This is a genomic window from Vibrio sp. J502 (genome assembly GCF_025397955.1).
Classification (GTDB): Bacteria; Pseudomonadota; Gammaproteobacteria; order Enterobacterales; family Vibrionaceae; genus Vibrio; species Vibrio anguillarum.
Window position 1 is genome coordinate 169,214 of sequence record NZ_CP104554.1, and the last position, 12,642, is coordinate 181,855.

Here is a 12,642-nt window from a genome sequence, read left to right on the forward strand (position 1 = left end):
CGATGGCGATTATCGGCTTAGGGACTGATATTGCGGAAATTGAACGCATAGAAAAAGCATTGTCACGCAGTGGCGATGCTTTTGCCGAGCGGGTGCTAACCCAAGATGAATTGGCGGTGTTCCATTCGCTCAAGAAAAAAGGGCGCTATTTAGCGAAACGTTTTGCCGCTAAAGAAGCGGCATCTAAAGCGCTTGGTACGGGTATTGCGCATGGCGTTAGCTTTCAGGATTTTACCGTCACCAACGACGCCAACGGAAAACCCGTGCTAACACTATCAGGTAAGGCTAAGCAGTTGGCTGCCACAGCCGGTGTGAATCACATTCACCTAACCATTTCTGATGAGCGTCATTATGCGGTGGCGACGGTGATTTTAGAGTCTTAATCTGTCAATCTTCTCTGCTTGCTGATAAGCAAACATGGCAACTGCGCGGCAAGCCCCTTTTTTCATTCGGTTAAATTGTCTCTTCGGTTAAATTGCTCATTCGCTTAAATACGGTTTAGCGGTAGCGATCACTTTGTCCATCTCATCTTGTAACTCAAATAATTCCGGTTCGACATCGCTGATGGATTTGCCGGAGCGCAATGCCTGTTCGAGCGCCGCGCACACTTTTTTCAAGCGGGGTACGCCACTGTATGAGCAACTGCCGTGCAGTTTATGAATATGGTGCAGTAGATCTTGAGTAGAGTATTCATCATCTTCCAACGCCATACTGACGACTTGGCTCACCTGTGGAATCGAATCAACTAGCATCTGTAGCAGCTCTTTGGCCAAATCTTCCTTGTTGGCTGATTGTTTGAGTGCATTTTGCCAGTCAATGATAATGGTGTGATTAGGCTGCTCAGCTTCCTGTGACGGAGACGGTATAACTTGTTCTGTGAGTTGTAATTTCTCCAACTGTTTACGGTTGGCGTAGGGGTTCCAGTGTGCTAACACTTGCTGCAAGATGTGCTCTTCAATCGGCTTAGTGAGGTAATCATCCATTCCTTCTTTCAGCAGACGATCGCGCTCTCCGATCATTGCATGAGCCGTTACCGCAATCACGGGCGTTTGGTGATTGAGTACCGTTTTCTTAATTTCCTGGCAAGCGGTGACCCCATCCATCTGTGGCATTTGGATGTCCATCAAAATCATATCAAATTTCTGGCGGCTTGCTTGTTCGACCGCTTCTTGGCCATTCGTGCAAGCAATGACGGTTTCAACACGTTCTTGCAGCAGGGCCATGATCAGTTTGAGGTTGGCAGGGTTATCATCCACCGCCATTACTTTCAGGGGCAGTGTATCGAGTGTGATCGGTAGATCTTGAATGGCAGGCTGTACCGGTTGGTGCGCGATTAACAGTTGCAGCAATTTTTTACGTGACAGTGGCTTGGTAATGCACTGTACTGGATGATGCTGCATTAAATAATCGGATAGTGCGAGCTCGGTACTTGGTGTACCGATAATCACGTTGTCGGCAAGCTGAATAGCCTTTGTGACCCACTGCTCAACCAAATCTAAATCAGTCTCTCTACTTGGTGCTAAATTGAGTAATACATAATCGAAGCGATCCGTCTCTTCTGGCATCACCGATCGATATGTGACGCTCAACCCTGCCTGCACCAACATTTGCTGGATGATTGAGGCGGCTTGCATATTGGGTTCAACGAGCAACAGCTGTTTATTGCTTAAAATATGTGGGTCAAGCCAGTCGCTCATCGGCATTTCAGTGGTATTGAGACGCAGCGTAAACCAGAAGGTGGAACCTTGGTGAAGACGGCTGGTGAGGCTAATTTCGCCGCCCATGTGGCTGACCAATTTCTGAGTAATAACCAAACCAAGTCCAGTGCCGCCGTAGCGACGAGAAATACTGGCATCGGCTTGGCTAAAGGCTTGGAACAGCTGTGCTTGTTGGCGCTCTGAAATACCAATGCCGGTGTCGCGCACCATAAATTGCAGCTCAACCACATTGTCGCGTTGTGAGCGCAATTCAACACTGATGTCGATGTTGCCACGTTCGGTGAACTTAATCGAGTTACCGACAAGGTTGGTCAACACTTGTTGGATACGAAGTGGGTCACCTACCAAGCCTGCTGGGATTTTTTGATCCACTTTAAGAGTGATTTCCAATCCTTTTTCATGAGCACTGGTCGCTTGGAGGTTAACCACCTCTTCCAAACTCTCTTGAAACTCGAACGGAATATTTTCCAGTGCTAACTTACCGGCTTCTAGCTTGGAGAAATCCAAAATGTCATTGATGATGTTCAATAAGTTATTAGCCGATTTTTCAATGGTTTGTAAGTAATCTGCTTGGCTATTCGTCAACTGGGTTTTGAGCATTTGGCGGGTGAAGCCAATGACACCGTTAAGTGGCGTGCGCAACTCATGGGACATGTTAGCAAGAAATTCTGATTTTATGCGCGCGGCTTCTTGGGCGCGTTTTTTGGCAATGTCCAATTCAACGTTTTGGATTTCCAACTGCTCTAAGGTTTCTCGCAAATCCGAGGTGGCTTGGTCGATACTGTGCTGCATTTCGACGTGATATTCCGATAGCGATACCGCCATCGCGTTGATCCCTTTTTTGAGCGAATCTAACTCACCGTGCATTTTGCCTTCGATCCGCACATCAAGGTGGCCGCGACGAATTCTATCCACCATGTTTTTCATGTGTGAGATAGGGCGAGTCACATCGTGCAGGAGTCGGAATGCGAACATCCCTGATAAACCGAGCCCAAGCGCAAGCACTAAAAAAGCGGAAAATACCTCTTGATACTGTTGTAAACGCAATGAAGAGAGATCCAACTCTATCGCGATATAGCCGAGCGCAGGCGTTGATGTATTGGCATTTATACCTTCGGTTAGACGGTTTTCGGCCAAAATTGGCGTGCGCAGTATTAAAGTGTTCTCGGTGAGATTTGAGCTGCTTAAAATCGGAATGGGCTTATCTTTTGGATAAGTTAAGCTTTCAAAGTTAGGGTGAAAATTCGAGGTGACAAACAGTTCGTGGTTGGCGTCAAACACCGCAATACTACGGACAAATTTAGAGTTCTTTCGATGCGCGTAGCTGATAATGCGGCGTACCGACTCACGGCTTTGGTTTTTTAAGGCGTCTTCACTAGCAATGGCCAAGGGCTCGATGATGCTTGCCCCCGCATTGATCACCTGTTTTTCCAGATCATGGTAGCGATTGAATGAGAAAAAAGCACTGAGCAACAAGCCGATAATTAAGGTTGGAGCTAAGGTTAAAGTAATAACGCGCGCGCGTAAGCCATATCTGGTCATTATTGTCTAAACATCGTGGTGTGGATATGGGAAAATAGCCCGCAATTTGATGAGCAAGCCTGTACGAAAATCGTTTAATTGACGGCTAGCTTAATCAAGTCGAGTAAGTTCGACAATCATCCCCGCACTAAATAGTGACGCTAGGGCAAAAAACATCGATTTAATTTTACTTAGGCACAGAGCATGGCACGTTTTTTCCAACCGAAAAAGAAAGCGCAATTAGAAACAAAACATCAAACGGTATTGATTGAACGTCTTGATCATCAAGGTTCTGGTATCGCTTATCAACACAATAAACTGCTTTTTGTTGATGGCGCGCTGCCCGGTGAGCAAGTGCTGATGCAGCTAACTGAAAGCAAAAGTAAATACTCTCGCGGTCAGTTGATTAAAGTCTTAACGGCCAGTGAACAACGCGTGACGCCATTTTGTCGCCATTACGGTCAATGTGGTGGTTGCGATCTGCAGCATTTAGAGCACAGTGCGCAAGTGGCGCACAAAGAGCAAACACTCTCGCAATTGATGAGTAAATTCGCCGGACAAACGTTGGCATTGAGCCCCGCAATAAGTTGCGCCGATAAAGGCTATCGCCGCCGCGCCCGCATCAGCGTGTTGTGGGACAAAAAGCAGCAACAGCTGCAATTTGGTTTTCGCAAAAAGCAGAGCAAGCAAATCGTTAACGTGACGGACTGCCCAGTGCTAGAACCACAACTCAACACGCTACTTACACCTATCCAAGCGCTGTTAACGCAATTTAAATATCAGCAAGCGATTGGCCATGTTGAATTGGTGCTGGGTGATCAAGGCGCGGTGATGGTGTTGCGCCATCTTCAGCCGCTGCCAAGTGAAGATCACGCGGCGCTGCTGGCGTTTGCTCAGCAGCATCTCACTTTGTATGTGATGCCAGAAAGCGATCAGCTCGAACGTCTTCACGGAGAGATGGCAAGCTACCGCGAAACCGGATCAGTTATCGAATTTTTGCCCTCCAACTTTATTCAAGTCAATCGCCAAATAAACCAAAAAATGGTGGCTCAAGCATTGGAATGGTTAGCTTTGACTGATGATGACCGAGTGTTGGACCTATTTTGTGGCGTAGGGAACTTTAGTTTGCCGATGGCCCAATACGCTCAATCGGTGGTGGGCATTGAAGGTGTGGATGAGATGGTTGAGCAAGCGACACAAAACGCGCAGCGCAATCAAATCGACAATATCACGTTCTACCAAGCAAATTTGGAACAAGATATGTCAACGCAAGCGTGGGCAAAGCAAAAATTTGCTAAAGTACTACTCGACCCAGCGCGAGCCGGGGCGGCAGGCATTGTCGACCAATTGGCTAAACTCGGCGCTCAGCGCGTGGTGTACGTTTCTTGTAACCCGGCGACACTGGCAAGAGACAGTCAAAGTTTACTCAGCCAAGGTTATAAGTTGGTAAAACTTGGCATGTTGGATATGTTTCCACACACCAGTCATTTAGAATCGATGGCGCTATTTGTAAAAAGTCGGTAGACAGAGAACTAACTCAGTCGAAGTTAGTCGAATACCACAAACTATAAAACTAGGACGAATCAGATGGTTGCGGTACGAAGCGCACACTTGAATCCAGACGAACAGTTTGAGCTAGATAAATGGATTGCGAGTTTACATCAAGATAAAAGCACAGCTTCTAAACTGACGGACGTATACCGTCAGTGTGAAACGTTATTAGAAGGTCAGGCCAAAGGACCGCTACTGCTGTGGCGCGGCCGTGAAATGATCGAAATCCTGATTACCTTATCGATGGATCGCGCCACTTTAGTCGCGGCTCAGCTCTTTCCTATCGTCAGTAGTGGGCTTTTTGACCGTGAAGTATTAGAAGAGACCTATGGTAAAGGCATAGTGAAGCTGATTGATGGTGTCGAAGAGATGGCGGCACTTGGTCAGTTAAACGTTACCTTGCAAGGCAGTGAAGCTTCAGAGCAGGTGGATAACGTTCGCCGCATGCTGCTTGCGATGGTGGATGATTTTCGTTGCGTGGTGATCAAATTAGCGGAGCGCATTTGTAATTTACGTGAAGTAAAAGATGAACCTGACGAAATTCGCCGTGTAGCGGCTAAAGAGTGCGCCAATATCTATGCCCCTTTAGCAAACCGCTTGGGCATTGGTCAGCTCAAATGGGAAATTGAAGATTACGCATTTCGCTACCAGCAGTCCGATACCTATAAACAAATTGCTAAGCAGCTTTCCGAGCGCCGCATCGTGCGCGAACAATATATTCACGATTTTGTCGAAGATCTGCGCGCCGAGATGAAGCTTTCTCATATCAATGCCGAAGTGAGTGGCCGTCCGAAACACATCTATAGCATCTGGCGCAAAATGCAGAAGAAAGGGTTGGCTTTCGATGAACTGTTTGATGTGCGTGCGGTTCGCATTATTGCTGATCAACTGCAAGACTGTTACGCCGCCTTGGGCGTCGTTCATACCAAATACAAGCACTTGCCTAGCGAATTTGATGATTATGTTGCGAATCCGAAACCGAATGGCTATCAATCCATTCATACGGTGATTTTAGGGCCAGAAGGCAAAACCATCGAAATTCAAATTCGTACTAAGCAGATGCATGAAGAATCTGAACTTGGGGTTGCTGCGCACTGGAAATATAAAGAGGGCGCAACGGTTGCCCGCAGCGGTTACGATGAGAAAATTACTTGGTTGCGTAAGCTTCTTGATTGGCAAGAAGAGATGTCTGATTCGGGTGAGATGATCGACGAGCTGCGTAGTCAGGTGTTTGATGATCGCGTTTACGCCTTTACACCTCGTGGTGATGTGGTTGATTTACCCATGGGAGCCACGCCGCTTGATTTTGCCTACCATATTCACTCTGAAGTGGGGCATCGCTGTATCGGTGCCAAAGTCGCGGGTCGTATTGTTCCATTTACTCATAAATTATCTATGGGTGATCAAGTCGAAATCATCACTCAAAAAGAGCCGAATCCTTCGCGTGATTGGCTAAATCCAGCAACGGGGTTTGTTCATTCAGGCCGTGCGCGCGCCAAGATTAACGCTTGGTTCCGTAAACAAGGCCGTGAGAAAAACCTTGAAGCCGGACGAGAGATCCTCGAATCAGAATTAGCCAAAATCGGTGCTACGTTAAAAGATGCCGATAAATACGCGCTCAAACGTTTTAACGTCAATACGCCTGACGAGCTGTACGTTGGCATTGGCAGTGGTGATCTGCGGATCAACCAAATCGTCAATCACATCAATGCCTTGGTGAATAAGCCGACCGCTGAGCAAGAAGATCAACAAGCACTGCAAAAATTGCAAGATGCACAAACTCGTCCAGATCAGCCACATCGAGCGCACAAAGATGCCGTTGTAGTGGAAGGGGTAGATAACCTCATGACACACCTAGCGCGCTGTTGCCAACCTATCCCGGGTGATGAGATCAAAGGTTACATTACTCAAGGGCGTGGTATTTCAGTCCATCGCAGTGACTGTGAACAGCTAGAAGAGCTGAGCCATCACGCACCTGAACGCATCATTGATACCGTTTGGGGGCGCGGGTTTGTTGGAACCTATATTTTGACTTTGCGCGTTGAAGCGATGGAGCGAGGTGGGTTACTCAAAGACATCACCACCTTGCTTGCGAATGAGAAAGTGAAAGTCATCAGCATGAAAAGTCGTAGCGACTACAAAAGACAGTTGATCATCATGGATTTTGATCTTGAAGTGAGCAACATCGAAGCGCTGTCACGAGTATCAATGAGAGTAGAGCAGATCAAAGATGTCATGTTGGTGAAACGCCTAGGCTAAATTTCATATCACAGTAACACTCTTATTGGCGTGAATCGCAATTAAATCGCGACGCAAGCGCCTTGGGTTTTTAAAGGCGAGTGGCAATGACTGCTCGCTTTTTTATTTTAAATATTGATGTAAGGAGCGGATAAATGAGCCACCCAATCGAACAACTGGAACAGATCATGGCACAGTTGCGTGACCCAAAAACAGGTTGTCCTTGGGATATCAAGCAAACTTTTGACACGGTTGTTCCTTACACAATCGAAGAGACCTATGAAGTGGTGGAAGCGATCCACAACCAAGATTGGCCTAATCTCAAAGAAGAATTAGGTGACTTGCTGTTTCAAGTTATTTTTTATAGTCAAATGGCGAAAGAGCAAGGGTTGTTTGATTTCTCGCAAGTTGTTGAAACGGTGAATGAAAAACTTACGCGCCGCCATCCTCATGTTTTTTCGGGTGCCAAGTTTGAGGATGAAGCGCAAATCAACGCCAATTGGGAAGCTGAAAAAGCCAAAGAAAAGGTACAAGCAGGAAAAAAAGATCAAAGTATTCTAGACTCAATACCACACGCTTTTCCGTCTCTTTTACGTGCTACAAAGATTCAAAAAAAGTGTGCCCAATATGGCTTTGATTGGGATTCTATCGGCCCAGTGGTTGATAAAGTTCAAGAAGAGATCGAAGAAGTCATGGAAGAGGCGTTGCAAATCAACCCTGATCCGGTTCGAGTAGAGGATGAAATGGGCGATCTATTATTTGCCACCGTTAACTTTGCTCGGCACTTAAAAATTGATCCAGAAGTGGCGTTAAATAAAGCAAATCGAAAGTTTTCACGTCGATTTAAAGGCATTGAAATGCTGGTGGCACGTCAGCACAAAACCTTGACCGATTTTTCTCTCGAAGAATTGGATGCGATGTGGAATGAAGTGAAGCGCTTGGAGCCGAAGTAATACCCTGTGTTGGCAATCCACAATAAAACCCACCCATTGAGACAAATTTGACTCATTTGAGTGGTGTGATAAGCCATATCAAGCGGTGCTCTTTGATTTGAAGCAAAAAATAAAAAATGACAGTGTGATAGATTTCACGTTGTAGCGAATAAGGGCTTCTGGTATATTTTTATCCCGTCCAGAAGAAATCCATTTCCCTCATTCAACCAATTTCAGGTTAAACATGACGACAAATTACATTTTTGTTACTGGCGGGGTTGTATCCTCTCTAGGTAAAGGTATTGCGGCAGCATCTCTTGCGGCGATTTTAGAAGCTCGTGGTCTTAAAGTGACTATGATGAAGCTTGACCCTTACATCAACGTTGACCCAGGCACAATGAGCCCAACTCAACATGGTGAAGTGTTTGTCACGGAAGATGGCGCTGAAACTGACCTTGACCTTGGTCACTACGAACGTTTTATTCGTACCAAAATGACCAAGCGCAATAACTTTACTGCTGGTCGTGTTTATGCCGATGTATTGCGTAAAGAGCGCCGTGGTGACTACCTAGGTGCAACGATTCAGGTTATTCCACACATCACCAATGCGATTAAAGATCGCGTTATCGCAGGCTCTGAAGGTCACGATGTCGCTATCGTTGAAGTAGGCGGAACCGTTGGTGATATCGAGTCATTGCCATTTATGGAAGCGATTCGTCAGCTTGCGATTGAAGTGGGCCGTGAACACGCGATGTTTATGCACCTGACTTTAGTTCCTTACCTTGCCGCTGCTGGTGAAGTGAAAACCAAACCGACTCAACATTCAGTTAAAGAGCTGCTTTCTATCGGCATTCAGCCTGATATTTTGGTTTGTCGTAGCGATCGCGTTATCCCAGCGAACGAACGTAAGAAAATTGCTTTGTTCTGTAACGTGCCTGAAAAAGCCGTTATCTCGATGAAAGATGTTGATTCTATCTACAAGATCCCTCAACTGATCAAAGCTCAAGGTTTGGATGATATCGTTTGTAACCGTTTTGGTATTAAAGCACCGGAAGCGGATCTTTCTGAATGGGAACAAGTGATTTACGAAGAGGCTAACCCAACCGCTGAAGTGGTGATCGGGATGGTCGGTAAATACATTGAATTGCCTGATGCTTACAAATCGGTTAACGAAGCACTGAAACACGCAGGTTTGAAAAACCGTTTGAGCGTGAAAATCAAATACATCGATTCTCAAGACGTTGAAACCAAAGGTGCGGAAGTGCTGACTGGTTTGGACGCAATCCTCGTACCTGGCGGTTTTGGTGACCGCGGTATCGAAGGCAAAATTCTTGCTGCGCAATATGCCCGCGAAAACAAAGTTCCTTACCTAGGGATTTGTCTAGGTATGCAAGTGGCGCTGATCGAATACGCACGTAATGTTGCGGGTATGAAAGGTGCGCATTCAACAGAATTTAACAAAGAGACTCAATACCCTGTGGTAGGCTTGATCACTGAATGGGTAGATGACGAAGGTAACGTAGAAGAGCGTACTGAAAAGTCTGATCTTGGTGGTACTATGCGCCTTGGTTCGCAGCTATGCCACTTAGAAAAAGGCACTAAAGCGTATGAGCTTTACGGTAGTGCAACCATTCATGAACGTCATCGTCACCGTTATGAAGTTAATAATAAACTTCGTCCGCAGATCGAAAAAACCGGCTTGAAAGTATCAGGTCTGTCTGCTGATAAGAAGCTAGTTGAAGTGATTGAGAACCCTGCTCACCCATGGTTTGTAGCAGCTCAGTTCCACCCAGAATTCACGTCAACCCCTCGTGATGGTCACCCACTATTTGCAGGCTTTATTAAAGCGGCAGGTGAGTTCCAACGCGGTGAATCAGAGAAGTAACAAGGATACGGGCAGTTGCAATTGTTGTGCTGCTGCCCTTTATAGTTTTGACATTTAAATTCAACGAGAGGAAACATTAATGTCTAAGATCGTTAAAGTTCTAGGTCGCGAAATCATCGACTCACGTGGTAACCCAACAGTAGAAGCTGAAGTTCACCTAGAAGGCGGTTTCGTAGGTATGGCAGCTGCGCCATCTGGTGCATCTACTGGTTCTCGCGAAGCTCTTGAGCTACGTGACGGTGACAAATCACGTTTCCTAGGTAAAGGTGTTCTTAAAGCGATTGCAGCTGTAAACGGCCCAATTGCTGATGCTCTAGTTGGTAAAGATGCTAAAGATCAAGCAGCTATCGACCAAGTGATGATCGACCTTGATGGTACTGAAAACAAATCTAACTTCGGTGCGAACGCAATCCTAGCGGTTTCTCTAGCGAACGCAAAAGCGGCTGCGGCTGCGAAAGGCATGCCTCTATACGAGCACATTGCTGAGCTAAACGGTACTGCTGGCCAATTCTCTATGCCTCTACCAATGATGAACATCATCAACGGTGGCGAGCACGCAGATAACAACGTAGACATCCAAGAGTTCATGATCCAACCTGTTGGCGCAAAAACTCTTAAAGAAGCAGTACGTATGGGTGCAGAAGTATTCCATAACCTAGCTAAAGTTCTGAAGTCTAAAGGCTACAACACTGCTGTTGGTGACGAAGGTGGTTTCGCTCCTAACCTAAAATCTAACGCTGAAGCGCTAGAAGTTATTGCAGAAGCGGTTGCAGCGGCTGGCTACGTGCTAGGCAAAGACATCACTCTAGCGATGGACTGTGCAGCATCTGAGTTCTTCGACAAAGACGCTGGCATCTACAACATGAAAGGTGAAGGCAAAACGTTCACTTCAGAAGAGTTCAACCACTACCTAGCGGGCCTTGTTGAGCAATTCCCAATCGTTTCTATCGAAGACGGTTTGGACGAGTCTGATTGGACTGGTTTCAAACACCAAACTGAACTTCTAGGCGACAAAATTCAGCTAGTGGGTGACGATCTATTCGTTACTAACACTAAGATCCTTAAAGAAGGTATTGAGAAAGGTATCGTTAACTCAATCCTTATCAAGTTCAACCAAATCGGTTCTCTAACTGAGACTCTAGCTGCAATTAAGATGGCTAAAGATGCTGGTTACACAGCGGTAATCTCTCACCGTTCTGGCGAAACTGAAGATGCAACTATCGCTGATCTAGCGGTAGGTACAGCTGCAGGTCAAATCAAAACGGGTTCTATGAGCCGTTCTGACCGTGTTGCTAAGTACAACCAACTAATCCGTATTGAAGAAGCGCTAGCTGGTCGTGCTCCTTTCAACGGTCTTAAAGAAGTGAAAGGCCAAGCTTAATCCCACGGGGTACAGCTTAGCATCATTACTTTAAAGAACGCCCTGCATTGCAGGGCGTTTTGTTTTTTCTGCTATCTCAACTCGCATTTTGAATTGCGAGTTGAGAAGAGAAAGATTTACACCGCGCTAATCGCTGCGATCCGTCGTTTATCCAGTTCTTCTTTGATCGCTTTCCCTTGAAAACCATCACGGATCACCTGTTGTACATCGATACTCAGTGCCGCTTGATAAGCTTTGAGAAAAATATCGCGTTGCGGATAAGGGGTCTCTTCGCAACCTAATCGACCCGCATGATCGGCCTGACAACAAAGTAAAACGTCCAGCAAGCGCTCAGGCTTGCGCCATGCATCAAGTTTATCGAGTATTTTGAGTTTGGTGCTGGGTTTTAATTCTGCCGCTCGATGAATATTGGAGTGCTGCTCGCAGACGAGCAGTGCCAACTCTTTACACTCATTTGGAATACGTACCCGCTCGCACAAGGCTTTAATGATGTTAATTCCTGTGTGACAGTGCATTTTATGGCTGGGCCATTCGCTTTTAGGTGTGACTCCTTTTCCTAAGTCATGCACTTGCGCTGCAAAACGAACCGCTATCGATGAAGAGAGCTTCGCCGCTTGCGCTGCAACCATCAAGGTGTGTACTCCGGTATCAATTTCAGGATGCCATTTTTCCGGTTGAGGAACACCAAACAGGCGATCCAGTTCGGGTAATACTACTTTGAGCGCACCGCATTGACGTAAAGCAGAAATGAAAATTTCTGGATGCTGAGTGGCGAGTGATTTCTGCCACTCTTGCCATACGCGCTCGGCGGTTAAGTGTTGCAGCTCACCTGATTGCGTTATCTGTTTCATCAGTGCCATGGTTTCATCGGCAATGGTAAAACCTAAATGCGCAAATTTGGCTGCAAAGCGTGCCACGCGAAGGACGCGCAGAGGATCTTCGATAAAGGCATCAGAAACATGGCGCAGTAGGCGATTGTGCAGATCGCGCTGGCCGCCATAAGGGTCAATAAGCTTACCAGCGTTATCTTGTGCGATGGCGTTAATGGTCAGATCGCGGCGGGCGAGATCCTCTTCCAAAGTCACATCGGGTGCGTAGTAGCAGGCAAAGCCTGTGTAGCCAGCGCCAGTTTTGCGCTCAGTGCGAGCAAGGGCATACTCTTGTTTCGTTTTCGGGTGAAGAAATACGGGAAAATCTTTTCCTACAGGAGTAAAACCAGTGGCCAGCATTTGCTCTGGGCTGCTGCCTACTACAACCCAATCTTTGTCATAGATATCAATATGGAGCAACTGATCGCGTACCGCGCCCCCAACTAAGTATACTTGCACCGGATTACCTTAAATATGCTGAAACGCCATTGGCGATTGATGTTAGTAATGGTACTTTTCATCACAGTGAAATGATAGAGACGAGAGA

Annotated in this window: 8 protein-coding genes; 6 read left to right on the plus strand and 2 right to left on the minus strand. The window is 46.4% G+C overall.

The genetic code is table 11. From position 1 onward, the window contains the following. Positions 1–2: 2 nt before the first annotated feature. Positions 3–383, plus strand: coding sequence for a holo-ACP synthase (acpS, locus tag N5E84_RS00970; RefSeq protein ID WP_017042685.1), 381 nt, complete (start codon positions 3–5; stop codon positions 381–383). A gap of 96 nt (positions 384–479) precedes the next feature. On the opposite strand, the gene barA is transcribed toward acpS, so the two are convergent. Further along, a complete protein-coding gene (gene barA, locus N5E84_RS00975; protein ID WP_019283338.1) occupies positions 480–3,260 on the minus strand; it encodes a two-component sensor histidine kinase BarA in 2,781 nt (926 codons plus the stop codon). Positions 3,261–3,443: 183 nt separating this feature from the next. Here barA and rlmD point away from each other — a divergent pair, with 183 nt between their 5' ends. From rlmD to eno, 5 genes are all read left to right on the plus strand, one after another. After that, positions 3,444–4,763: a 23S rRNA (uracil(1939)-C(5))-methyltransferase RlmD gene (gene rlmD, locus N5E84_RS00980; protein ID WP_019283339.1), complete on the plus strand. Its 1,320-nt coding sequence runs from the start codon at positions 3,444–3,446 to the stop codon at positions 4,761–4,763. Positions 4,764–4,826: 63 nt separating this feature from the next. After that, positions 4,827–7,049: a GTP diphosphokinase gene (gene relA / locus N5E84_RS00985; RefSeq protein ID WP_019283340.1), complete on the plus strand. Its 2,223-nt coding sequence runs from the start codon at positions 4,827–4,829 to the stop codon at positions 7,047–7,049. Positions 7,050–7,183: 134 nt separating this feature from the next. Then, positions 7,184–7,981, plus strand: coding sequence for a nucleoside triphosphate pyrophosphohydrolase (gene mazG, locus N5E84_RS00990; RefSeq protein WP_019283341.1), 798 nt, complete (start codon positions 7,184–7,186; stop codon positions 7,979–7,981). A gap of 223 nt (positions 7,982–8,204) precedes the next feature. Next, on the plus strand, positions 8,205–9,845 hold the full coding sequence (locus N5E84_RS00995; protein ID WP_019283342.1) for a CTP synthase: 1,641 nt from the start codon (positions 8,205–8,207) through the stop codon (positions 9,843–9,845). A gap of 79 nt (positions 9,846–9,924) precedes the next feature. Continuing rightward, positions 9,925–11,226, plus strand: coding sequence for a phosphopyruvate hydratase (gene eno, locus N5E84_RS01000; RefSeq protein ID WP_013856041.1), 1,302 nt, complete (start codon positions 9,925–9,927; stop codon positions 11,224–11,226). A 116-nt stretch (positions 11,227–11,342) separates the two neighbouring features. Here eno and N5E84_RS01005 read toward each other — a convergent pair whose 3' ends face one another. Next, on the minus strand, positions 11,343–12,554 hold the full coding sequence (locus tag N5E84_RS01005) for a multifunctional CCA addition/repair protein (protein ID WP_019283343.1): 1,212 nt from the start codon (positions 12,552–12,554) through the stop codon (positions 11,343–11,345). Positions 12,555–12,642: the final 88 nt, after the last annotated feature.

What these genes read in the sequence shown, in the direction of transcription:
- rlmD (WP_019283339.1), top strand. Translation starts at nt 3,444, where the DNA reads ATGGCACGTTTTTTCCAACCGAAAAAGAAAGCGCAATTAGAAACAAAA.
- N5E84_RS00995 (WP_019283342.1), top strand. Translation starts at nt 8,205, where the DNA reads ATGACGACAAATTACATTTTTGTTACTGGCGGGGTTGTATCCTCTCTA.
- relA (WP_019283340.1), top strand. Translation starts at nt 4,827, where the DNA reads ATGGTTGCGGTACGAAGCGCACACTTGAATCCAGACGAACAGTTTGAG.
- barA (WP_019283338.1), bottom strand. Translation starts at nt 3,260, where the DNA reads ATGACCAGATATGGCTTACGCGCGCGCGTTATTACTTTAACCTTAGCT.
- eno (WP_013856041.1), top strand. Translation starts at nt 9,925, where the DNA reads ATGTCTAAGATCGTTAAAGTTCTAGGTCGCGAAATCATCGACTCACGT.
- acpS (WP_017042685.1), top strand. Translation starts at nt 3, where the DNA reads ATGGCGATTATCGGCTTAGGGACTGATATTGCGGAAATTGAACGCATA.
- mazG (WP_019283341.1), top strand. Translation starts at nt 7,184, where the DNA reads ATGAGCCACCCAATCGAACAACTGGAACAGATCATGGCACAGTTGCGT.